Source organism: Citrobacter sp. CK195, from assembly GCF_030333365.1.
GTDB lineage: Bacteria > Pseudomonadota > Gammaproteobacteria > Enterobacterales > Enterobacteriaceae > Citrobacter_B > Citrobacter_B koseri.
Genome location: NZ_JAOWGB010000026.1, coordinates 252914 through 275531 on the forward strand (window position 1 = coordinate 252914; position 22618 = coordinate 275531).

Consider the following 22618-nt stretch of genomic DNA (forward strand, 5'->3'; position numbering starts at 1 on the left):
CTTATTTCCCGTAACCTTTCGACGGGGTAAAGGTATTACCCACGATCGGCGCGGCATCCGCCTGCGGCACATGGCACTGCAAACAGAAGTAACGACGCGGCGCGACTTCGCCTAAGACTTTGCCGTCGCTGTCCATAAAGTGCGTTGGGCTAATACGCGGCGCGCCGGTCGTACGGTAGCTTTCCACACCATGACATTGCAGGCAGCGGTTGGTATTGGTCGTTACCTGATAACCTTCAACGCTATGCGGGATCATCGGCGGCTGATTAACATAGTTCAGCGGCATACGTTCCTGCTCTTTCGGCATGCGAATCGCCCCTTCCTGCGTCCCCGAAACTTCCGGCGACTGGCTCAGATCCACTCCGTTTGCTGCCCAAACCGCACCACTCACCGCCAGGGCAAGCAGGGCCGTCCATTGACACAGCGCTTTCTTCAGGTCATGGCTTTTCATGATTTCGCTCCCGAACTCCATCGTGTTGTTATTGTAAATACGTCCTCAGAACAGACATCCACGCAGCGACCGCACGTCATGCAATCGCGGCTGGTGACCTGCACCGGGCTTTGCTCATCCAGCACCGGCGCACGCAGGACGTGCGGTTCCGGGCAAACATGAAAACAATCCATACAGCGGTTACATTTCTCGCGATCTTTCGCCGCCACCGTTAGCGCGCCTTTACTTCCCAGCACGCCATACAACGCGCCCAAAGGGCAGATATGTCCGCACCAGCCGTGTTCAACGACCAGTAAATCAAATAAAAACAGAGCGATAATCAGCAGTGCGCCGCTACCGAATCCCATCACCAGGCTACGCCCCAGCAGGGAAACCGGGTTTATCCATTCCCACAGTAGCGTTCCGGTTAGCGCCGATCCCACCAGCACGACAACCAGAAGGACGTACCGTATATGACGCGGAATCGTTGCGGACTGATTCAGGTCAAACCTTCTGCGTAGCCAGTTCGCAAAATCGGTAATTGGGTTCAGCGGACAGACCCAACTGCAAAATAATCGCTTTCCTGCCAGGGCATACAGCACCGTAATAATGGCGGCGCCGGTCAGCGCAACGGCGGCAGGTAAATGCCCGCTGGCAAGGCTTTGCAACGTTATCAGCGGGTCGGTTAAAGGAATGGTATCCAGCAACAAGCTACTGCTGTAGTTACCGTGCAGAATCCAGACGCCCGCCCACGGGCCACTGAGAAACATTCCCAGCACCAGAAACTGACTTATCCGCCGCAAAACCAGCCAGCGATGGCTGCGCCACCAGCCTTTTTTCGCTCGCGCTTCGCGCCCGGCATCGCGTTTACGATTTGCCATCTTTCCCCTCCAGCCAGCCGAAGCGGTAGTGGTGCCCCAACTCCCCTTTCGCCAGCGACAGCGGCAACACTTTTATCGCCGGTTGTTCCAGCACACAGACTTTTTCGCATTTACCGCAGCCGGTGCAGGCGTCGCTGTGAACGGTGGGAAGAAAGCGCGCATGTTTGCCGGTACGCATATTGCGATCCAGCTCCAGCGTGATCGCCTCATCGATTTTTGGGCACTCGCGATAACAAACGTCGCAGCGCAGTCCCTGGAAGTTAAGGCAGTTCTCCTGGTCCAGCAGTACCGCCAGCCCCATGCGCGCATCGTCAATGGATTCGATCTCTCGATCCAACGCCCCACTGGGGCAAACTTTGGCGCATGGAATGTCTTCACACATTTCGCAGGGAATATCGCGGGCGACAAAGTAAGGCGTACCGGCAGACAAACCCGAAGCCAGCGTCGCCAGCTTCAGGGTGTCATACGGACATGCCTGAACGCACTGCCCGCAGCGCACGCAGGCGCTGGCGAACGCGTCTTCACCCAATGCCCCCGGCGGGCGCAACCGCACGCCCGTTGCGCGAGCGGTTTGCTGCTGTAACCCCAGCGCTACGCCAACGGCAGCCAGCCCGCCTGCCGTGCGAACCATATCGCGCAAAAAGCGGCGGCGGCCATTTTGGGGTTTCGCTGACCGGGACATGGTGTGTTACACCTTCGCCAGTTTGACGGCGCACTTCTTGAAATCCGTCTCTTTAGAGAGCGGGTCCGTCGCATCCAGCGTCAGGTTGTTCACCAGCTGTGCGGCATCGAAGAACGGCATGTACACCAGTCCCTGCGGCGGACGGTTACGCCCGCGCGTTTCAACAACCGAAATCACTTCCCCACGGCGGGAGATGACTTTGACCTTATCGCCACGGCGCAGGTCACGCGTTTTCGCGTCCAGCGGATGAATAAAGAGCACCGCTTCCGGGAAGGCGCGATGCAGCTCAGGCACGCGGCGCGTCATGCTGCCGGTGTGCCAGTGCTCCAGTACGCGACCGGTAGAGAGCCACAGGTCATACTCTTTATCCGGCGCTTCCGCGGCGGGTTCAAACGGCAGGGCGAAAATCACCGCTTTGCCGTCCGGCTTACCGTAAAACTTGTAGCCTTCTCCCGCTTTGACATACGGGTCATGGCCTTCGCTGTAACGCCACTGGGTCTCTTTACCATCAACCACCGGCCATCGCAGACCGCGCGCTTTGTGATAATCATCGAACGGCGCGAGATCGTGGCCGTGTCCGCGACCAAACCAGGCGTACTCTTCAAACAGCCCTTTTTGCAGGTAGAAACCCAGCTCACGGGATTCATCGTTCAGTTGGTCTTCCGCCAGATCGGTCAGCGGGAATTTGCTGACCGCAGGCGTGGCAAACAGAACGTCGTAGAGGGTTTTGCCGCGCAGTTCTGGTTTTTGCGCCAGCAGATCTTCCGGCCAGACCTCTTCCGTTTTGAAACGACGAGCGAACTGCACCAGCTGCCACAGGTCTGATTTCGCTTCACCCGGCGCTTTAATTTGTTGACGCCAGAACTGGGTACGACGCTCAGCGTTACCGTAGGCCCCTTCTTTCTCCACCCACATCGCCGTTGGCAGAATCAGGTCAGCGGCCAGCGCGCTGACGGTCGGGTACGGATCGGAGACGATGACGAAGTTACGCGGATCGCGCCAGCCCGGCATACGCTCTTCATTGATGTTCGGCCCGGCCTGCATGTTGTTGTTGCACATCACCCAGTAGACGTTCAGCTTGCCGTCTTTCAGCGCACGATCCTGCGCTACGGCGTGCAGACCGATTTTCGCCGGGATGGTGCCCGTTGGGATCTGCCAGTGTTTTTCGCAGATATCACGGTGTTTTTCATTAGTGACCACCATGTCCGCAGGCAGGCGGTGGGAGAATGTCCCAACTTCACGCGCCGTACCACAGGCGGAAGGCTGACCGGTCAGGGAGAACGGACCACAGCCTGGCTGGGAGATCTTGCCGGTCAACAGGTGCAGGTTATACACCAGGTTGTTGGCCCATACGCCACGCGTATGCTGGTTAAAGCCCATCGTCCAGTAGGAGATCACTTTTTTCTTCGGATCGGCATACAGCTGCGCCAGTTGCTCCAGCTGATCTTTCGGCACGCCGGTCATTTCTGCGGTTTTCTCCAGCGTGTACTCCGCGACAAACGCTTTGTACTCGTCGAAGCTCATCGGCTCAGAGGCGTCGGAGCCCGGATTCTTCGCCGCTTTTTCCAGCGGATGCGTTGGACGCAGACCATAACCGATGTCGGTCGTCCCTTTACGCAGGTTGACGTATTTGCTGAAGAAATCCTGATTTATCGCATTGTTTTGAATGATGTAATTGGCGATATAGTTGAGGATCACCAGATCGCTTTGCGGCGTAAAGACAATGCCGTTATCCGCCAGCTCAAAGCTACGATGCTGGAAGGTTGAGAGAACCGCGACATTAACGTTCGGATCGGACAGACGGCGGTTGGTGATGCGCGACCACAGGATCGGGTGCATCTCCGCCATGTTAGAGCCCCATAGCACAAAGGCGTCGGCTTGTTCGATATCGTCGTAGCACCCCATCGGCTCATCCATACCAAAAGTACGCATGAAGCCCACCACCGCCGACGCCATGCAGTGGCGCGCGTTCGGGTCGATATTGTTGGAACGGAAACCGGCTTTGAACAGCTTCGCGGCGGCATAACCTTCCCAGACCGTCCACTGCCCGGAACCAAACATACCAATCGCTTCCGGCCCTTTTTCTTTCAGAGAGGCCTTAAATTTCTCTTCCATCACATCGAAAGCCTGATCCCAACTGATTGGGGTAAATTCGCCTTCTTTGTTGTACTGGCCGTCTTTCATGCGCAGCATCGGCTGCGTTAAACGGTCTTTGCCATACATAATCTTGGGCAGGAAGTAGCCCTTAATGCAGTTAAGGCCACGGTTGACCGGCGCATCAGGATCGCCCTGACAGGCCACAATACGGCCCTGCTGAGTACCGACCAGCACGCCGCAACCCGTTCCGCAAAAACGGCACGGGGCTTTGTCCCATTTGATGGCTTCCTGCTGACCAACCACTGCGCGGGCGACGCCCGGCACGCTTAGCCCGGCAGCCGCCGCAGCGGCCGCAACGGCGTTAGCTTTCATAAAGCTACGACGACTGAGTTTCATGGTGTTTCCTCACCTTGCTCATCCTGCTGGTGATAAACCAGCGACACCGCCAGCACGCCCGCAACGTTGCGTACCGACTCAATTGTTTGCATCAGCGTTCCGCTGTGTTCTGCTTCCACCACCACGATCAACTGACCGCTGTCGACATCGCTCAACGCGACTTCACAGCCCGGAAACTGGTGCAATTGCGTGCTGATGTCGGTGATGTGCTGACTTTTGGCCTGGACGACCAGGCTACAGACCTGCCAGTTACTGTGCTGCATGGTTGTACTCCGCATTGATCGCTGATGTCGGGCAAATGGCGACACACGCCCCGCATCCGCTGCATGCCTGATTGTCGAGTTGCGGCTGATAAATGCCTGACAGCGTGGGGCGAAACGTTATCGCCAGTGGTTCGCAGCTATCCTGGCAGCGATGACACTCAACGGACTGATACGCCAGACAATTCTGCCCAATCGTAAAGTTCAGATCCCAGGCCCTGGTGTGGCGCGGAAGGAAGAGTGATTCAGGACAGGCTTGCGCGCAGGCATAACAAAAGCTGCATTCACCCTGCTTAAAATTAACGCCCGGATAGCCGCCCTGCCCCCGCTGTAAAATGTCGGTTTCACATGCCTGAATGCAGGCGTCACAACGGATGCAGTGCGTCAGGAAGTGTGATTCGTCCCCAGACCAGGGCGGACGGAGCCCGCTGTTGGCTTTGCGCCAACTGCCTGTCAGTATTCCTCGACGGGATAGATCAACCATGACATCGCCCTTCCATCACGACGCTCACACCGGAAGGTGAACGACTAAATAAACCGCACTACCACTAAGTCATTATTATGATCGGTAAGATATTTCAGGATGTGTTAGAGGTGCATACCCCGATTGGGGTAAATGCTGTCGCCGGATCAAAAGAGTGTGGGGTTAGCGTATCTGAATGTGCTTTTGTTCACATTTCAAAGGGTTATATCAATAAGTATATAACGAAAGGCTTAATTGGAGAATAATCCTATTTAACGTGTAAGAAATGGAATATATCGCTATCAAACAAGTAAACACTCAATTAACCATCTTAAAATATAAGTAAATTTAGATTAATAGCCAATATGAATGTGTTAACCTGCCGGGAATCGTTCAGAAGACAGAAGAAAGGAAACGCTGTGAACTCGAAAATGAAGACAATTGTACCTGCTGTACTGTTAGCGGCTTTCGCCAGTACCTCCGCATGGGCGGCGACCAGCGATGCCAATACGCAACCTCTGGAAAAAATCGCGCCGTATCCGAAAGCGGAAAAAGGGATGAAGCGCCAGGTTATCCAGCTTACTCCCCAGGAAGATGAGTCTACCCTGAAAGTGGAACTGCTGATCGGCCAGACGCTGGAAGTGGATTGCAACCATCACCGTCTTGGCGGCGAACTGGCGAGCAAAACGCTGGAAGGCTGGGGTTACGACTACTACGTCTTTGATAAAGTAACCTCCCCGGTTTCTACCATGATGGCCTGCCCGGATGGCAAGAAAGAGCAGAAGTTTGTGACGGCCTATCTGGGCGATGCCGGGATGGTGCGTTATAACAGCAAACTGCCGATCGTGGTGTACACCCCGGCTAACGTGGAGGTGAAATACCGTATCTGGAAAGCGGAAGATAAAGTACAGGACGCAGTGGCGCGTTAAGGAACGTTTTGCCGGATGGCGGCGTACCGCCTATCTGGCCTACATATTGCTCGTTGTAGGCCGGATAAGTGCAGCGCCATCCGGCATGCCGCAATACGTTTTTACAGCGCGATATCCGCGACAGCTTTATGCGCCGGCTGCGGTTGAACCTGCGGCTTAAGCTGCGGTTTTGGCGCTTCGTCCACCACCTGCGGCTTGTCATATTTCAGCCCCAGAACGTCGCTGGTGTATTGCAGCTCTTGTTCCGTGGCCTCAATATTGCCGTTCAGCTTAGTCCCGTAAGACGGAACAATCGTTTTCAGCTTCGCCTGCCATTCCGGGCTGGCCACTTTCTCTTTAAACACTTTTTCCATCAGATGCAGCATGATCGGCGCAGCAGTGGATGCCCCCGGAGACGCGCCCAGCAGCGCGGCAATCGTACCGTCTTTGTCGCTGACCACTTCAGTGCCCAGACGCAGTACGCCGCCCTTGTCTTCATCACGCTTGATGATCTGCACGCGCTGGCCCGCCTGCCACAAACGCCAGTCTTCTTTCTTCGCCTGCGGATAGTACTCTTTCAGCGCTTCAAAGCGTTCATCATCGCTCAGCATCACCTGGCTAATCAGGTATTTCACCAGATCGAAGTTATCCATCCCTACGTTAACCATCGGCATAAAGTTAGAGGTCGTGGTCGAACTCAGCAGATCCCACAGCGAACCGTTTTTCAGGAACTTCGTGGAGAACGTCGCGAACGGCCCAAACAGCACGACGCGTTTGCCATCCAGAATACGGGTATCGATGTGCGGTACGGACATCGGCGGTGCGCCGACCGACGCCTGGCCGTATACCTTCGCCAGGTGGTTGTTAACCACATCCGGGTTCTCTGAAACCAGGAACTGGCCGCCAACCGGGAATCCCGCGTAATCTTTCGCTTCAGGAATGCCCGTCTCCTGCAACAGCTTCAGCGCCGCGCCCCCCGCGCCGATAAAGACAAATTTCGCCTTAATCGCATGTTCTGCTTCACCGTTTTTCAGATCGGCGACGGTCACGGTCCAGGAGTTATCCGCGTTACGTTTAAATCCACGGACTTCGGTATTCAGTTGCAGCGCAAAGTTCGGTTTTTTCTGCAACGATGCCACCAGCTGACGCGTGATTTCCCCGTAGTTCACGTCAGTACCGATTTCAGTGCGGGTCGCGGCAACCTTCTGTTTCGGGTCGCGACCTTCCATGACCAGCGGCGCCCACTCTTTAATTTGCGCATGATCTTCGGAGTAACGCATACCGCGGAACAGCGTGCTCTGCTGCAACGCGGTATAGCGGGCGCGCAGGAAATTGACGTTATCATCGCCCCAGACAAAGCTCATGTGCGGAACGGTATTGATAAACGAGTGTGGTTCGTGCAGAACGCCGCTCTGTACCTGATGCGCCCAAAACTGGCGGGAAACCTGGAAGGCTTCGTTAATGTCGACTGCCTTTTCGATGCTGACGGAACCGTCGGCTTTTTTCGGCGTGTAGTTCAGTTCCATCAGCGCGGAGTGGCCTGTTCCGGCGTTGTTCCAGCCGTTGGAACTCTCCTGTGCAACCCCATCCAGTCGCTCAACCATGGTCATTGACCACTCCGGTTCCAGCTCCTGCAAATAGGTTCCCAACGTGGCGCTCATGATGCCGCCGCCAATCAACAGTACATCCGTTTCCTGCTCTTCAGTCGCTTTCGCTTTTGCCGCCATCGAGACAGCATTCAGCCCCACAGCCATGGTGAAGAGCATGGCAGTCACTTTTTTCATAATGTTAATGCCTTACTTTTAGTATCGTTTTTTTTGCTTTTTGCAGGTGAAAATCGAGCGGCATCAACGTTAACACTTCAGGTAAAAGATTTAAATATTGTTTATAAATTATATTAAGATTTTAAAAACGTTAGTAATACGTTGAATATTTATAAGGTTATTGACAATTAACGGGGCAACAGCATTCCCGCATCGCTAATCGCCATGCTTTCGCTGCTACGGATGATCAGGCATAATCAGGCGGTTAAAGCAGAAATACCGTCGCCAGCCCCAGAAAAATAAAGAAACCGCCGGTATCGGTAATGGCGGTAATCATCACGCTTGAGCCGACCGCCGGGTCACGCCCGAGCTTTACCATCGTCATCGGGATGATCACGCCCATCAGCGCCGCCACCAGTAAATTCAGCACCATCGCCAGCGTCATAACGCCGCCAAGGGCGATATCATCATAGAGCCACCAGGTCACGCCGCCCATGATGCCGCCCCAGACAAGGCCGTTGACCAGCGCCACCCCCATTTCACGCAAAATGAGAAAGGTCAGGTTGCCGGGCTGAATATTTTGCAGCGCCAGCGCGCGAACAATCATGGTAATGGTTTGATTCCCGGTATTGCCGCCAATCCCGGCGACAATCGGCATGAGAGAAGCCAGCGCCACCAGTTGCGAGATCGTGTGTTCAAAGCCGTCGATCACCCGGGAGGCGATAAACGCCGTGCACAGGTTTATCGCCAGCCATGCCCAACGGGTTTTTACCGCTTTGGCGACGGGCGCAAAGACATCTTCTTCGGCGCTCAGACCCCCCATGCGACGCAGATCGGTGTCAGTTTCTTCGTAGACCACATCAACGATCTCATCGATGGTCAGGCGTCCCATCAGTTTGCCGGAAGGATCGATCACGGCGGCGCTGACCAGGTTGTCACGTTCAAAGGTGCGCGCCGCATTCTCAGAGATATCTTCCGGGGCAAAGGTCAGCGGATCGTCATCCATCACGTCGCTGACTTTACGCTGCGCGTCACTGAGCAGAATACGCGTCAGAGACAGCTCGCCGACCAGTATTTTATTCCGGTTCGTTACAAAGAGTTTGTCGGTGTTTTCCGGCATTTTTCCCAGACGGCGTAAATAGCGCTGCACCACCTCCAGCGTCACGTCCGGGCGCACGGTGATGACCTCGAACTCCATGATCGCCCCGACGCGATTCTTCTCGTAGTGCATAACCTGACGGACGCGGGCGCGCTCCTCCGGCGGCAGCGTCGCCAGCAGTCGCCCGGTGAGGTTACGCGGCAGGTGCTGAACGAGATAAATCTGTTCGTCAATGTCGAGGTATTGCAGCGCGTCCAACAGCGCGCGGTCGGTCATTTCATCAATCAGGTCATCCCAGACGTTTTCGGACGCTTCCAGCAGCACTTTGCCGCGTTTTTCATTCTCGACCAGCCGCCATAAGGCATGACGTTCTTCGGAAGGCAGCGCTTCAAGGGTATCCGCCAGGTCCGGCGGCGGCAGGTGAGCCACCAGCGCCCCTACCTCAGCAATATCGTCGGCCAGCGTACCGACATCATATTGCTCAGCCAGGGTGAGCTTGCCTGACAGGGCGGAAATAATCGCTTTATCGGTGGTGAGCAGCCAGATAAGACGCGCACGCTCTTCATCGCGCAGTCTGGCGCTGTTTTTGGTCATTGCGGACATTAATCATAAATCCATGAAATGAGATGCCATTAAGCATGGCGCGAGGTTATGTAAATAACAATAAACGGCGCCGCGAGTGGATAAAAAATCAGCATCATGCAGGGAATGGCAGGCCCGATAAGCGTCGCGCCATCGGGCAATTAAGCCGGATGCGGCTACGCCTTATCCGGCCTACAGGATCAGGCGGTACGCGCAACCGCATCGCGGGAGGCGGCGTCGCGTTCATCGCCGACCAGTTCACTCAACTGCCCGTTACGCATTTCCAGCAGGCGATCGGCGTGAATAAAGTAATGATCGTCATGACTGATCGCAAAGATGGTTTTGCCCATCTCCTGCATCAGCGGCAGCAGCACCTGATAAAATTCACGGCGGAAATGCGGGTCCTGATCGGCGGCCCATTCATCCAGCAGAATGATGTCACGCTCCTCCGCCAGCGCCAGCAGCAACGCCACGCGCTTTTTCTGCCCTTTCGACAGCTTCAGGTTCAGAATCCGGCCATCGCGTAGCTCCAGCTTGTGCGCCATTTTCAGTTGCTCAAGCCACTTTTCCACCAGTTCCGCTTTGGCCGGTTTGCCTTCCGGCCCCAGCAGTTGATCAAACAGCCAGACATCGGTAAACACAGCGGAAAAGAGTTTCCGGTAGTCCTCAGGACGCTCTGCGGAAAGCGTTTTGCCATCCAGTAAAATTTCGCCTGACTGAGGCTGGTACAGCCCCGTCAGCAGCATCGCCAGCGTCGATTTCCCGCTACCATTGCCGCCAATCAGAAACAGCAGTTCCCCGCGCTGGATGGTCAGGTTGATCGGCCCGACTGAAAACGCATTATCCTGATAATGGAAAACGACATTGCGTAACTCCAGCGTTTTCCAGTCAGGAAAGGCGTCAGGACGAGGAAATTCCGCTTTAAACGGCGCCAGCGAAAATTTATTCAGCTTGTTGAAAGCCACCTGCGCGGTGAGCAGCGTCGGCAACGCGCCAACCGCAGAGAGCAGCGGCGTGCGCAGGAACAGCAGCGTCAGCGAATAGGTCGCCGCCACGTTGGTATCCGCCCAGCCCAGGCTGTTCGCCATCCAGAACACCAGACCAATCGCGCCCAGCATCATAATGTTTGACCAGTTAACGGCGCTCAGGTGGAACGTATCGGCGCGAATAATATGGTGGCGATACTCTTTCGCATCCGGGATATACGAATGGTTAAAGATATGTTCCGCGCGCTCACGGTTCAGGGTCAGCTCTTTGCGCCCTTCCAGCACCGTCTGAAAATCCTGATACAGCTTATCTTCCGTTTCGCGCAGCGTCGCCATGTGCTTATACACGCGCGCCACCAGCACAAACCCGCCCCAGATGGTGATTGCCATCCAGATTGCCGTCACCAGCAGCATTTTGGTGGATAACATCGCCAGATACGCGGCGGAACCCACCGTCAGGATGATCCCCTGAACCAGCTCCGGCAGGCGCACGAACGCGATCGTGATGTTGCGGATATCACTGGTTAACCCTGCCAGCAGCGAGGCGCTGCCCAGTTGTTCGATGCGCTCAACCTGCGTGTCCAGAATACGTTTGATAAATTCGCTGCGCAGGCGATAGACAAAATGGTGCCCTAACGCGGTTAAGGCCAGTTGGGAGCCCAGCGTCACCGCCATCAGTAAAAGCAGCAGCGCGAGAAATTCCGGCAGCACCATCAGCGTGGTATCCACCGTTTCGATGAGGCGCTGATTGATAAAGGCAATCAGGCCAATCCCCAGCGCAGCGCTGGCGAGGCTGAGCGCCATCACGCTGATAAATGGCCAGCGATACTGCCGCCAGACAAGAAGAAGTAGTTCCATTCATACAACCCGGGCAAGGAATAACAGCCCGCAGTTTAAACATCTCAACGCCGACAGCAATAATAATTCTTATTTTTATTCTTTTTTACCCGCCTGGCGAAACGTCAGGTTGTAACGACAGTCCGCCGTCAGCGGATGAAAGCCCGCTTTAAGCGGTTGTATGCCGTGGTAAAACAGCCGCGATTCACCGCCCCAGACCACCACATCGCCGTGCTCCAGCAAAAGGCGTTTTAACGGATCGTTACGACGCAGGCCGCCAAACTGAAAAATGGCCGGAAGGCCCAAAGAAACCGACACAATCGGCGCGCGCAGATCCGGTTCGTCTTTATCCTGATGCAACGACAACTTTGAGCCGGGCGTATAGCGATTGATAAGACAGGCATCCGGCTGAAAATCAGCATAGCCCGCCGCGATCGCCGCGCGATGGCACAGGCTGGTAAAGACCTCAGGCAGCGGCGGCCAACGCCGCCCGGTTAACGGATCGACGGGAGAATAGAGATATCCGTGCTGATCCGTCGTCCAGCCGAGCTGACCGCAATTTGTCATCGCCACCGACATGGTATAGCCGCCGGGCGTCACCATCTGGCGAAATGGCGACTGCGCGGCGACCGCCGCGATGGCCTCAATCAGCGATGGCGCCTCGCGAAAGGCGAAACGGCGCAAGATAACCGCGCCGGACGCCAGCGGCTCTTGCCAGGGTTCAGCATCCGCAAATAAGTCCAGCATCATTTATCCTCATGTCGCGCCTCTCGTTGCAGAAGCTGCGCCTTGCGCGCCACGCCCCAACGATAACCCGATAGCGCGCCGTCGCCGCGCACCACCCGATGGCACGGGATCACAATCGCCAGTTTATTTGCCCCGCAGGCGCTGGCAACGGCACGAACCGCCTTCGGCTTGCCGATTGCGCTGGCGATCTGCTGATAGCTGACGGTTTCCCCACAGGGAATCGTGCGCAGCGCCTGCCAGACCTGCTGCTGGAACGCGGTGCCCTGAATATCTAACGGCAGTGACAGCGGCATATCGCGTGCATTAATACTGGCGATAACCTGGCGCACGCGCTGCTGGAAAGGGCGATCAGCGGGTTCATCCTGCGCGGCGGGAAACAGTTCATGCAGGCTGGCAATAAGCCCGGCATCATCATCGCCCAGCAAAATCGCGCAGATTCCCCGCTCGCTCTCCGCAACCAGGCAGCGTCCCAGCGCACAATCCGCGAGGGCATAGCGAACGGGGAGATTATCGCCGCCCTTACGAAACTGCTTCGCCGTCATGCCGAGCGTCTCATCCGCTTTGCGATAGTAACTGCCGCTGTCGGGAAAACCGGCGTTCAGGATCGCCTGCGTTACCGTCTCACCTTTCGCCAGCGCATCGCGCAGACGGCGGGCGCGCCAGGATTGCTGCCAGGCTTTTGGCGTCATCCCCGTCGTGGCTTTGAACAACCGGTGCAGATGAAATGGGCTCATTGCCACCTGCTGCGCCAGGGCGTCCAGCGTGATGGGGGCATCCTGTTCCAGTAAACGACAGGCGTGCGTGATTTTATCCAGCTGATGCTGTCGGGCGTTGTCTTTGTCTGGCTGGCAGCGTTTGCAGGGGCGGAATCCTGCGGCCAGCGCCTGCTCCGCACTGGCAAAGAAACGAACGTTTTGCCGCAACGCGTGTTTTGCCCGACAGGACGGTCGGCAAAAGATGCCGGTGGTCTGTACCGCAAAAACAAACTGACCATCGGCGTCAGGATCGCGATCCAGCACCGACTGCCAGCGGGCATCGTCATTTATGCGTGAGAGATTTTTCATCATGGACTCCTTCATTAAGCATAGTGCTTAGTCTCAGTGTGTCCGTAAGTCAGCGCACGAAAACCCGAAATCTTGCTTTTTAATTTTTATCACTCACGAGGAAGCTTTTGAACTGCGGCGACATCCAGGTTTTAAAACCCTCGCCCTCTTTCATGATCATGTACACCGCCAGCCCTTCCCGGCGCACCACCTCTTTGGCCTTTTCCGTGCCGAGCACCATCAACCCGGTATCCCAGCCGTCCGCTTCCAGCGCCGTCGGGGCGATAACCGTCACGGAGACCAGATTGTGTTCTATGGGACGCCCGGTCTGCGGATCAATAACGTGAGACAGGCGCTTCCCGTCCAGTTCGTAATAGTTACGGTAGCTGCCGGAGGTACTGATGCCATGCCCGTTAATATCGACAATCGCCTGTACCGCGTTTTCTTGATCGGTCGGTTTTTGGATCGCCACACGCCAGGGCTGCCCCTGTGCATTCATGCCGCGACTGTTCAGGGCGCCGCCGACGGAGACCAGATAGCGGGCAATGCCTTCCTGTTCCATCAAGCGCGCCAGATGATCGGCCGCATACCCTTCCCCCACGGTTGAGAGATCGACGAACAGATCCGGCATATCTTTTTGCAGATATTGCTGTCGCGCCTGATTGATGACCCGCAGATGTTGCAGCCCGGTCTTTGCTTTTGCGCTGTCAATCTGCGGCTGTGTGGGAACATGTAGCGGCTGTTGCTCCGGGCCGAACCCCCACAGATTCACCAGCGGCCCCACGGTGATATCCATCGCGCCGTCGGTTTTCGCGCCAATGCGCAGCGCCGAGGTAATGATATCGGCCATTGCTTCGCTAACCGGCCAGGGAGAAAGACTCTGCGAATGGTTGAAGCGCATCAGCGCCGAGTCATTTTTGTACGTGGACAACAACTGATCGTCGGCATCAAGCTGCGTCTGAATTCTGTTACGTAATTCCTCAGCACGGCTGGCGTCCACATCCACCACGCTGACCCGCCAGAAGGTGCCCATCGTTTTCCCTTCCAGTACGGTTGCAGCAGGTGACGCTGTATCAGCCGGTTTTGGGGCATCATCGCACCCCACAAAAAAGATCGTCGTGGCCAGCAGCGCTGCCCGACAAAAGGTCATTTCCATACGTGATTATCCTCATGCGAACGCGCGCAAGAGTACACCAAAAATCGCTATTTGTACGCCGTAAAAAACGCATTAAAAAAGGGCCCGCAGGCCCTTTAGTTGACATTGTCCGCAATCAGAACTGGTAAACCAGGCCCAGAGCAACGATGTCATCAGTGCTGATACCCGCGTTACGGGTAAAGGTGTTGTCATCCAGCAGGTTGATTTTGTAATCAACGTAGGTAGACATGTTTTTGTTGAAGTAGTAGGTCGCGCCAACATCAACGTATTTCAGGATATCCTGATCGCCGTAGTTGGTGGTGCCGTTGGAGATGTCCTTACCTTTAGATTGCAGGTAAGCCACGGACGGACGCAGACCGAAGTCGAACTGGTACTGTGCAACCACTTCGAAGTTTTGCGCTTTATCAGCGAAGCCATAAGAGTCGCTACGGCTGTTCTGGGAAGAACCAAAGCGGGTTGCGTTGTAAGTCTGAGAGTACTGCGCTGCCAGGTAAACGTTGTTAGCGTCGTATTTCAGACCACCGGTATAAACGGTCGCACGATCGCCGCTGCCGTATACGCCAGCCGAATTCTGGTCAGCAGTACGTTTGGAAGAGGTGATTGCACCACCAACGCTGAAGCCTTCGCCGATATCATAGGTCAGAGATCCGCCGAAGCCGTCGCCGTTCTGTTTCAGCAGGCTACGACCATCCGCAACGTCGTTTTCACCGCTGGCGCTGCCGTTTTTACCCTGATACTGCAACGCAAAATTCAGACCTTCAACCAGACCGAAGAAGTCAGTATTACGGTAGGTTGCCAGGCCGTTAGCACGCTGCTGCATGAAGTTATCCGCGCCGTAGGTGTCGCCGCCGAATTCCGGCAGAACGTCGGTCCAGGCCGTTACATCGTAGATTACGCCGTAGTTACGACCGTAGTCGAAGGAACCTGCATCGCCAAATTTCACACCAGCAAACGCCACACGGGTCCAGGAGTTGTTAGTGGTTTCAGCGTCGTTACCCTGAATCTGATATTCCCACTGACCGTAGCCGGTGATCTGATCGTTAACCTGGGTTTCGCCTTTGAAGCCGAGACGCATATAGGTCTGATCGCCGTCGTTGCCATCGTCATCAGAGAAATAGTGCAGACCGTCGACTTTACCGAACAGGTCCAATTTGTTGCCGTCTTTGTTATAAACTTCAGCCGCATTTGCTGCGCCTGCTACCAGCAGAGCCGGTACCAGGAGGGACAGTACTTTAACTTTCATGTTATTAACCCTCTGTTATATGCCTTTATTTGCTTTTTTATTGCCACTGCATACTGATTAACCCTCTTAACCAGTCGGCAATTTCATTCTCCGCAAAAATGCAGAATAATCCAACACGGATATGATACTAAAATCTTTAAAATGTTTCATTTATCGCCATAGGTGTTTCAAATTATTAATGGCATGGAACTTTTTTAAAAGCAAAAAATGGGACAAATAAGCACGAATCATCAAAACATATTTATTTTTCATTATAATTCAATGCATTATATTCATGAAAATCATAGCACTGAATGATAAAACAAAATCTTCACTCGCAACTAAAATAGTCAGCGCTATCATCATTAACTTTATTTATTACCGTCATTCATTTCTGAATGTCTGTTTACCCCTATTTCAACCGGATGCCTCGCATTCGGTTTTTTTTTACCCTTCTTTACACAACTTTTATCTTCTTGTGCTACCGAATTTAAATAATCACAACGGTTTACTACCCCCCTCGTGATAATCACCAGTCATGCCAACAAATAATTTCTTGTTATTTAGTGCTAAATTTTATTTCATTGTGTTTATATTTATACATCTGCGCCAACGCTGTACACGTTTTGCTTAGGGAAACGCCTTCGCGGCGCGGGAGGAAAAATGCAGCGTGTCTGATGAGCGAGAGTATGGAAATTCACACAGTACCCTTTATACTGCCCTTTCCTCTTTAGCGTTGTTTTAACAGGTCATAAACACGAATGAGTCAGTCTGATACAACGGTTTCTACCCGATTCTCCCTTCTGCCGGGAAGCATTACCCGTTTCTTCTTATTACTGATCATTGTGTTACTTGTAACGATGGGCGTGATGGTGCAAAGCGCGGTCAACGCCTGGCTGAAAGACAAGAGCTATCAGATTGTCGATATCACCCATGCTATTCATAAGCGCGTAGACACCTGGCGCTACGTGACCTGGCAAATCTATGACAACATTGCCGCAACGGCTAGCCCATCCACGAGCGAGGGCTTGCAGGAAACGCGTCTGAAACAAGACGTCTACTACCTTGAAAAACCGCGCCGTAAGACCGAAGCGCTTATTTTTGGCTCGCATGACAGCTCAACGCTGGAAATGACCCAGCGGATTTCCACCTATCTTGATACGCTGTGGGGCGCGGAGAACGTGCCCTGGTCGATGTATTATCTGAACGGGCAGGACAACAGCCTGATTCTCATCTCCACCCTGCCGCTCAAGGATCTCTCCTCCGGCTTTAAAGAGTCTGCGATTGGCAATATTGTCGATTCCCGTCGGGCGGAGATGCTGCAACAGGCGAATGCGCTGGATGAACGCGAAAGCTTCTCTTCGTTACGTCGTCTGGCGTGGCAAAACGGCCATTACTTTACGCTGCGCACCACTTTTAATCAGCCGGGGCATCTGGCAACGGTTGTGGCGTTCGATTTGCCGATCAACGACCTGATCCCGCCGGGAATGCCGCTGGACAGCTTCCGCCTGGAACCCGACTCCTCAACCACGACGGTACGTAATACGGAGAAAGAGTCTCCAGACAGCGTCAGCATCAGCTTCAACAGCGCCAAAATTGAGATTTCTTCCGCACTGAACTCAACCGATATGCGGCTGGTCTGGCAGGTTCCTTTCGGCACGCTATTGCTTGATACGCTGCAAAATATCCTGCTGCCGTTACTGTTGAATATCGGCTTGCTTGCGCTGGCGCTGTTTGGCTACACCACCTTCCGCCACCAGCCTGGCCGTTCAACGGAAGTGGCGACAAGCAATACCGCAAATAATGAACTGCGTATTCTGCGCGCGATTAATGAAGAGATCGTCTCCCTGCTGCCGCTGGGGCTGCTGGTGCATGACCAGGAGGCCAATCGCACCGTCATCAGCAATAAAATCGCCGACCATTTGCTGCCGCATTTAAATCTGCAAAACATCACCAGCATGGCGGAGCAGCATCAGGGCATCATTCAGGCGACGATCAATAACGAGTTGTATGAAATTCGCCTGTTCCGCAGCCAGGTCGCCCCTCGCACGCAGATCTTTATTATTCGCGATCAGGACCGGGAAGTGCTGGTGAACAAGAAGCTCAGGCAGGCGCAGCGTCTGTATGAGAAAAACCAGCAGGGCCGCGCCGCGTTTATGCAAAATATTGGCAATGCCCTGAAAGAACCCGTGCGGATACTGGCGATCAACGCCGCTGCCGCAGACACGCCGGAAAGCCAGAAGCTGGCGAACCAGGCGGATGTTCTGGTGCGTATGATAGATGAAATTCAGCTGGCGAATATTCTGGAGAATGATACCTGGAAAAGCGAGCCGACGCTGTTCTCCATTCAGGATCTGATTGACGAAGTGGTACCGGACGTTCTGCCTGCGATTAAGCGCAAGGGTCTGCAACTGCTGATCAAAAACCACCTTAGCGCCAACGATGAACGCCGTGGAGACCGTGACGCCCTGCGCCGCATTCTGCTGTTGCTGATCCAGTACGCGGTCACGACCACGCAGATTGGGAAAATCACGCTGGAAGTCGATCAGGATGAGTCGGCTGAAGAACGCCTGACCTTCCGCATTCTGGATACCGGTGAAGGCGTGACGCTCAATGAGATCGACAATCTCCATTTCCCGTATATCAATGAAACGCAAAGCGACCGCTACGGGAAAGCGAATCCGTTAACCTTCTGGTTGTGCGATCAGCTGGCGCGTAAGCTCGGCGGGCATCTGAATATTAAAGCACGCGATGCGCTGGGGACGCGCTATACCGTACATGTTAAAATGACCCCGCATGACCAGCATGTAAATGATGAAGAGCGCTTGCTGGATGACGTTTGCGTAATGGTTGACGTCACCTCTAATGACGTGCGCAATATTGTGTTGCGTCAGTTGGAAAACTGGGGAGCCACCTGCATCACGCCGGATGATCGGCAAATAAGTCAAGAATATGATCTCTTTTTAACTGATAATCCGTCTAATCTTACTGCCTCCGGCTTGCTTTTAAGCGATGATGAGTCAGGCGTGCGGAAAATGGGTCCTGGCCAACTGCGCGTCAACTTTAATATGAGCAACGCTATGCAGGAAGCTGTACTACAACTGATAGAAGAGCAACTGGCGCAGGAAGAGATTCCAGAGTCGCCCCTCGGCGGAGATGAAAACGCCGAACTTCATGCCAGCGGTTATTACGCGCTCTTTGTAGACACAGTACCGGATGATGTTAAGAGGTTGTATACTGAGGCAGCGACCAGTGATTTCGCTGCGCTGGCGCAGACAGCCCACCGCCTGAAAGGCGTGTTTGCTATGCTTAATCTGGTACCCGGCAAGCAGTTATGTGAAACGCTGGAACATCTTATTCGTGAGAAAGATGCTCCAGGTATAGAAAAATACATCAGCGACATTGACAGCTACGTCAAGAGCTTGCTGTAGCAAGGTAGCCCAATACATGAACAATATGAACGTAATTATTGCCGATGACCATCCGATTGTACTGTTCGGTATTCGCAAATCACTTGAACAAATCGAGTGGGTGAATGTTGTCGGCGAGTTTGAAGATTCCACAGCACTGATCAACAACCTGCCTAAATTAGATGCGCATGTGTTGATTACCGACCTCTCCATGCCGGGAGATAAATACGGTGACGGGATTACCCTCATCAAATACATTAAACGTCATTTCCCGAGCCTGTCGATCATCGTTCTGACGATGAACAACAACCCGGCAATTCTGAGCGCGGTGCTGGATCTCGACATTGAGGGGATTGTGCTGAAACAAGGCGCGCCGACTGACTTGCCTAAAGCGCTGGCCGCGCTGCAAAAGGGCAAGAAGTTTACCCCGGAAAGCGTCTCCCGCCTGCTGGAGAAAATCAGCGCGGGCGGTTATGGCGACAAACGTCTGTCCCCGAAAGAGAGTGAAGTCCTGCGTCTGTTCGCAGAAGGTTTCCTGGTGACGGAAATCGCCAAGAAACTGAACCGCAGCATTAAGACCATCAGTAGCCAGAAAAAATCGGCGATGATGAAGCTGGGCGTCGAAAACGATATCGCGCTGCTGAATTACCTCTCTTCCGTCACGCTGAGCCCGGCGGACAAAGACTGATCAAACGTCAGGTGCCTGATGGCGTTGCGCTTATCAGGCCGACGTTGATGACCGCAGTAGGCCGGAGAAGGCGAAACCGCCATCCGGCCTTTTTTATGCCCGCGTCTTTCTCACCCGCTCCGCATACACCGCCAGCGTCTGCTTAAGCACATCTAACGTCACCGGCTTGGACAGGCAGCTATCCATACCGGACTCCAGACAACGCTGTTTCTCTTCCGCCAGCGCGTTAGCCGTGACGCCAACCACCGGCAACGTCAACCCTAGCTGGCGAATGCGCTGCGTCAGACGGTAGCCGTCCATATTCGGCATGTTGACGTCGCTCAGCACGATATCAATATGGTTTTTACTCAGCACGTTCAACGCATCGACGCCGTCATTCGCGGTCTTGCATTGATACCCCAGCGATCCCAACTGATCGGCCAGCAAACGACGGTTGATCGGATGATCGTCCACCACGAGGATCATCATGTCGTCATTCGTCGCGTCGGTTTTATCCGGCGCAGGCAGCGCCGTTGCAAGCGCGTCGTTATCAAGCTCAATACTGTAAATCCGCGCCAGCAGCGCAGGCAATTCATGCGGCGACGCCACGCTGTGTACCCACTCGCCCGGCGCTCTTTCCTGCGGAATACCAATATGGCGGCGGCTGAAAACAACCGCCGCACGCCCCTGCCATGCCAGCTCCAGCACATCGTCCGTAATCAGAATATCTTCCGGCGCCGGTTTTTGCCCTTCGTAACGAAGCACATCGACACCGCTTCGCGCCAGGCTGGACTCAATAAAATGACACAGCGACGCGTTGCGTACCGCCAGCCAGCAACGCGTTTGAGCCAGCCCTTCGACGCCTTTTTTCTGCGGGTACTGCGCGCCATAAAGTGGAATGCGTAACGTAAACTGGCTGCCCATCCCGGGCTCTGAATCGACGGAGATATCCCCATCCATCATGCTGATCAGTTTTTCACAAATCGCCAACCCCAGGCCGGTTCCCTGGAAATTACGCTGCACGCCGGTTCCCACCTGGAAGAAAGGATCGAACAAACGCACAACCTCTTTCGCCGGAATCCCCACGCCGGTATCGCGTACCTGAATACTGAGATAATCGCCATCACACTGCACATGCAGCACAATACAACCGGTATCGGTAAATTTGATGGCGTTACTCAGCAGGTTAGAAATCACCTGTTGCAGACGCATCGGGTCGCCGTTCAGCGCAACCGGTACATCCGGTTCAATAAAGCAGTACAGGCCAAGCTGTTTTCTCACCACCAGCGGTAAATAGTTGGCCGTAATATGGTTCATCACCTCACGCGGCGAGAACTCACGCGGTTCAATCTTCAACTGCTCGGATTCGATTTTTGAGAAGTCGAGAATATCGCTGATGATTTTCAGCAGCAGGCTGGAGGAGTTGTTCATCGCCGTAACCAGCCTGTCGACCCCTTTCGGCAGCGCTTTGGTTTGCAGCAGATCGAGGTTACCGATAATCCCGTACAGCGGCGTGCGCAGCTCGTGGCTCACGGTCGCAAGGAACATTGATTTGGACTGGCTCGCCTGCTCCGCCGCCTGCGCCATCTCCTGCAACGACTCTTCCATTTTGACGCGCGCGCTCACATCCACCAGCACGCAAATCGCCACGTTTTCATTACGATAGCGCGAATGGACAAAGCTGATTTGCAGATTGGTATTGTTGCTGGTCAACACATCGACGAAGTTAACCTGCTGACCACAGATAATTTGCGTCAGCCTTTGCCGGTCCTCATGGGTGAGCATATTGAGGTAGGTATGCGCCAGTTCATTACTGAGAATATTGACCCCGTCAATGGTGCGCAGGATGCAGATCCCCACCGGCGCGGAAGCGACGATTTTCCGGTTAAACTGCTCATGCTCTTCCAGCCGCTGAGCATCGCTTTCCGCCGGAATAAAGATACGCCGTTCATACATACGCGCCAGCGTGAACAAGGCGGCGCCCACCAGCACATTCAGCAGAATGGCATTCAGAATCAGCATTCGAATATGCTCCAGCACCAGGTCGACCGGTACGGAGTAGACAATGCTGAGCGACGATGGCGGCAGACTTTTCTTCAGAACCAGCTCACGGAACCCTGGCGTGTAGCCAAACCAGGAGCGCTCCTGCATCCAGCGGGGTTCCGGCCTGATGTTGCTTTCCGGCCCGGTCAGCGAAATCAGCGGATGACCATTTTCATCGAGGATCGTCACCCCCATAGGCAAACTTCCCGGCGTGAAAAAGTTCTCCATCCGAATGGACTGCTCGACGCCCAGCAGCGCCTGCAAGCGGTTGGCCAGATAAACCGGCGTCAGGGCATAAAAATAGCCGATGCCGGGGCGCGGCCCCTGGCTAATCCAGAAAAGGTTATTCCCGCTCTCTTCCTGCGGGGCATTGCGGTACTTAACAATGCGCTCATGCAGCGTTTTCAGCGCATTATCACGTTCGACCGGCATATCGCGCAGGCCGAAATTCGCCATACAGAGATTGTCGCTGCCAATCAGGAAAACACGATTCAGATCGTAGGCCGCAGAAAAATTGTCGCGCCAGTAGCGCATAAACCAGGCCAGCGACTCCAGCGACCCGCGCCAGGCATTCCCCATCGCCGCACAGTCGGAGTCGGCAAACAGCGGCTCAAAATTGGGCACCACGGTTTTATCGTCGCGCGCCCGGCTGGACATCACGCCGTTTTCCGCCGTTAAGCGATTCTCGGCAATGTATTTAAGTTCTTTCATTACGTCAGACGTGCGCTGAATATAGCGCTGCGCCTGGTCGGAACTGAGATTGAATTCCTGACGGATTTCAGACTCTCTCTGATGCAGCGCATTGACGATGTAAAACACCGAAGCAAAAGCGATCAGCAGCCAGATCAGTAACGCCAACGCTCTGAACAGGTAGCGCGAAACTTTCAGGGTTGTACGAAAGGAAGCAAGGTATTTCAAAGGGGCGAAGCTCCGCCTCAGGCGATAA

General features: G+C 54.5%; 18 protein-coding genes. 4 read left to right on the forward strand and 14 right to left on the reverse strand.

Translation table 11 applies throughout. The features are described 5' to 3' along the window. Position 1: 1 nt before the first annotated feature. The 6 genes from napB to napF are packed head-to-tail and all read right to left on the reverse strand — an operon-like array spanning position 2 to position 5230. A complete protein-coding gene (gene napB / locus OGX93_RS18750) occupies positions 2-451 on the reverse strand; it encodes a nitrate reductase cytochrome c-type subunit (RefSeq protein ID WP_047462429.1) in 450 nt (149 codons plus the stop codon). Beyond that, positions 448-1311, reverse strand: a complete 864-nt coding sequence (gene napH, locus OGX93_RS18755) for a quinol dehydrogenase ferredoxin subunit NapH (RefSeq protein WP_047462425.1) — start codon at positions 1309-1311, stop codon at positions 448-450. The genes napB and napH overlap by 4 nt, the downstream gene beginning before the upstream one ends. Next, positions 1298-1993 (reverse strand): ferredoxin-type protein NapG, encoded by a 696-nt coding sequence (gene napG / locus OGX93_RS18760; RefSeq protein ID WP_058667724.1) that lies wholly within the window; start codon positions 1991-1993, stop codon positions 1298-1300. Before napG ends, napH begins: the two co-directional genes overlap by 14 nt. Before the next feature lie 6 nt (positions 1994-1999). Further along, positions 2000-4486 (reverse strand): nitrate reductase catalytic subunit NapA, encoded by a 2487-nt coding sequence (gene napA / locus OGX93_RS18765; protein WP_012131548.1) that lies wholly within the window; start codon positions 4484-4486, stop codon positions 2000-2002. Further along, the gene (napD, locus tag OGX93_RS18770) at positions 4483-4749 is read right to left on the reverse strand and encodes a chaperone NapD (protein WP_012131547.1); all 267 of its coding nucleotides are present in this window, start codon (positions 4747-4749) and stop codon (positions 4483-4485) included. The genes napA and napD overlap by 4 nt, the downstream gene beginning before the upstream one ends. Continuing rightward, entirely contained in the window at positions 4736-5230 is a 495-nt protein-coding gene (gene napF / locus OGX93_RS18775; protein ID WP_024130164.1) for a ferredoxin-type protein NapF, read from the reverse strand. Before napF ends, napD begins: the two co-directional genes overlap by 14 nt. 77 nt (positions 5231-5307) lie before the next feature. On the opposite strand from napF, the gene yojO reads away from it, so the two are divergent. Both yojO and eco read left to right on the forward strand, forming a co-directional pair. Then, positions 5308-5475, forward strand: coding sequence for a protein YojO (yojO, locus tag OGX93_RS22385; protein WP_487490358.1), 168 nt, complete (start codon positions 5308-5310; stop codon positions 5473-5475). A gap of 165 nt (positions 5476-5640) precedes the next feature. After that, positions 5641-6138, forward strand: a complete 498-nt coding sequence (eco, locus tag OGX93_RS18780; protein WP_134769216.1) for a serine protease inhibitor ecotin — start codon at positions 5641-5643, stop codon at positions 6136-6138. Between the two features lie 101 nt (positions 6139-6239). On the opposite strand, the gene mqo is transcribed toward eco, so the two are convergent. The 7 genes from mqo to OGX93_RS18815 all read right to left on the reverse strand — a co-directional run bounded on the left by mqo (position 6240) and on the right by OGX93_RS18815 (position 15573). Beyond that, the gene (gene mqo, locus OGX93_RS18785; protein WP_012131544.1) at positions 6240-7901 is read right to left on the reverse strand and encodes a malate dehydrogenase (quinone); all 1662 of its coding nucleotides are present in this window, start codon (positions 7899-7901) and stop codon (positions 6240-6242) included. 244 nt (positions 7902-8145) lie between these two features. Further along, positions 8146-9582, reverse strand: a complete 1437-nt coding sequence (gene mgtE / locus OGX93_RS18790) for a magnesium transporter (protein WP_049009135.1) — start codon at positions 9580-9582, stop codon at positions 8146-8148. Positions 9583-9761: 179 nt separating this feature from the next. After that, entirely contained in the window at positions 9762-11405 is a 1644-nt protein-coding gene (locus OGX93_RS18795; RefSeq protein ID WP_104868425.1) for a multidrug ABC transporter permease/ATP-binding protein, read from the reverse strand. Positions 11406-11480: 75 nt separating this feature from the next. Further along, positions 11481-12131, reverse strand: a complete 651-nt coding sequence (alkB, locus tag OGX93_RS18800; protein WP_115614670.1) for a DNA oxidative demethylase AlkB — start codon at positions 12129-12131, stop codon at positions 11481-11483. Continuing rightward, a complete protein-coding gene (gene ada, locus OGX93_RS18805; protein ID WP_101744033.1) occupies positions 12131-13195 on the reverse strand; it encodes a bifunctional DNA-binding transcriptional regulator/O6-methylguanine-DNA methyltransferase Ada in 1065 nt (354 codons plus the stop codon). Before ada ends, alkB begins: the two co-directional genes overlap by 1 nt. Before the next feature lie 79 nt (positions 13196-13274). Beyond that, positions 13275-14330, reverse strand: coding sequence for an FAD:protein FMN transferase ApbE (apbE, locus tag OGX93_RS18810; RefSeq protein ID WP_200096723.1), 1056 nt, complete (start codon positions 14328-14330; stop codon positions 13275-13277). A gap of 115 nt (positions 14331-14445) precedes the next feature. After that, positions 14446-15573, reverse strand: coding sequence for a porin OmpC (locus OGX93_RS18815; protein WP_012131537.1), 1128 nt, complete (start codon positions 15571-15573; stop codon positions 14446-14448). Between the two features lie 740 nt (positions 15574-16313). On the opposite strand from OGX93_RS18815, the gene rcsD reads away from it, so the two are divergent. Together rcsD and rcsB are read left to right on the forward strand one after the other, a co-directional pair. Continuing rightward, positions 16314-18983 (forward strand): phosphotransferase RcsD, encoded by a 2670-nt coding sequence (rcsD, locus tag OGX93_RS18820; protein WP_071260253.1) that lies wholly within the window; start codon positions 16314-16316, stop codon positions 18981-18983. Positions 18984-18999: 16 nt separating this feature from the next. Continuing rightward, entirely contained in the window at positions 19000-19650 is a 651-nt protein-coding gene (gene rcsB / locus OGX93_RS18825) for a response regulator transcription factor RcsB (protein ID WP_001061917.1), read from the forward strand. 93 nt (positions 19651-19743) lie between these two features. Here rcsB and rcsC read toward each other — a convergent pair whose 3' ends face one another. Then, on the reverse strand, positions 19744-22590 hold the full coding sequence (rcsC, locus tag OGX93_RS18830; RefSeq protein ID WP_047462396.1) for a two-component system sensor histidine kinase RcsC: 2847 nt from the start codon (positions 22588-22590) through the stop codon (positions 19744-19746). Between the last annotated feature and the right edge of the window lie 28 nt (positions 22591-22618).

Excerpts from the sequence above, each read along its gene's own strand:
- napB (WP_047462429.1), bottom strand. The coding sequence starts at position 451 with ATGAAAAGCCATGACCTGAAGAAAGCGCTGTGTCAATGGACGGCCCTG.
- napH (WP_047462425.1), bottom strand. The coding sequence starts at position 1,311 with ATGGCAAATCGTAAACGCGATGCCGGGCGCGAAGCGCGAGCGAAAAAA.
- napG (WP_058667724.1), bottom strand. The coding sequence starts at position 1,993 with ATGTCCCGGTCAGCGAAACCCCAAAATGGCCGCCGCCGCTTTTTGCGC.
- napA (WP_012131548.1), bottom strand. The coding sequence starts at position 4,486 with ATGAAACTCAGTCGTCGTAGCTTTATGAAAGCTAACGCCGTTGCGGCC.
- napD (WP_012131547.1), bottom strand. The coding sequence starts at position 4,749 with ATGCAGCACAGTAACTGGCAGGTCTGTAGCCTGGTCGTCCAGGCCAAA.
- napF (WP_024130164.1), bottom strand. The coding sequence starts at position 5,230 with ATGGTTGATCTATCCCGTCGAGGAATACTGACAGGCAGTTGGCGCAAA.
- yojO (WP_487490358.1), top strand. The coding sequence starts at position 5,308 with ATGATCGGTAAGATATTTCAGGATGTGTTAGAGGTGCATACCCCGATT.
- eco (WP_134769216.1), top strand. The coding sequence starts at position 5,641 with ATGAAGACAATTGTACCTGCTGTACTGTTAGCGGCTTTCGCCAGTACC.
- mqo (WP_012131544.1), bottom strand. The coding sequence starts at position 7,901 with ATGAAAAAAGTGACTGCCATGCTCTTCACCATGGCTGTGGGGCTGAAT.
- mgtE (WP_049009135.1), bottom strand. The coding sequence starts at position 9,582 with ATGTCCGCAATGACCAAAAACAGCGCCAGACTGCGCGATGAAGAGCGT.
- OGX93_RS18795 (WP_104868425.1), bottom strand. The coding sequence starts at position 11,405 with ATGGAACTACTTCTTCTTGTCTGGCGGCAGTATCGCTGGCCATTTATC.
- alkB (WP_115614670.1), bottom strand. The coding sequence starts at position 12,131 with ATGCTGGACTTATTTGCGGATGCTGAACCCTGGCAAGAGCCGCTGGCG.
- ada (WP_101744033.1), bottom strand. The coding sequence starts at position 13,195 with ATGAAAAATCTCTCACGCATAAATGACGATGCCCGCTGGCAGTCGGTG.
- apbE (WP_200096723.1), bottom strand. The coding sequence starts at position 14,330 with ATGGAAATGACCTTTTGTCGGGCAGCGCTGCTGGCCACGACGATCTTT.
- OGX93_RS18815 (WP_012131537.1), bottom strand. The coding sequence starts at position 15,573 with ATGAAAGTTAAAGTACTGTCCCTCCTGGTACCGGCTCTGCTGGTAGCA.
- rcsD (WP_071260253.1), top strand. The coding sequence starts at position 16,314 with ATGAGTCAGTCTGATACAACGGTTTCTACCCGATTCTCCCTTCTGCCG.
- rcsB (WP_001061917.1), top strand. The coding sequence starts at position 19,000 with ATGAACAATATGAACGTAATTATTGCCGATGACCATCCGATTGTACTG.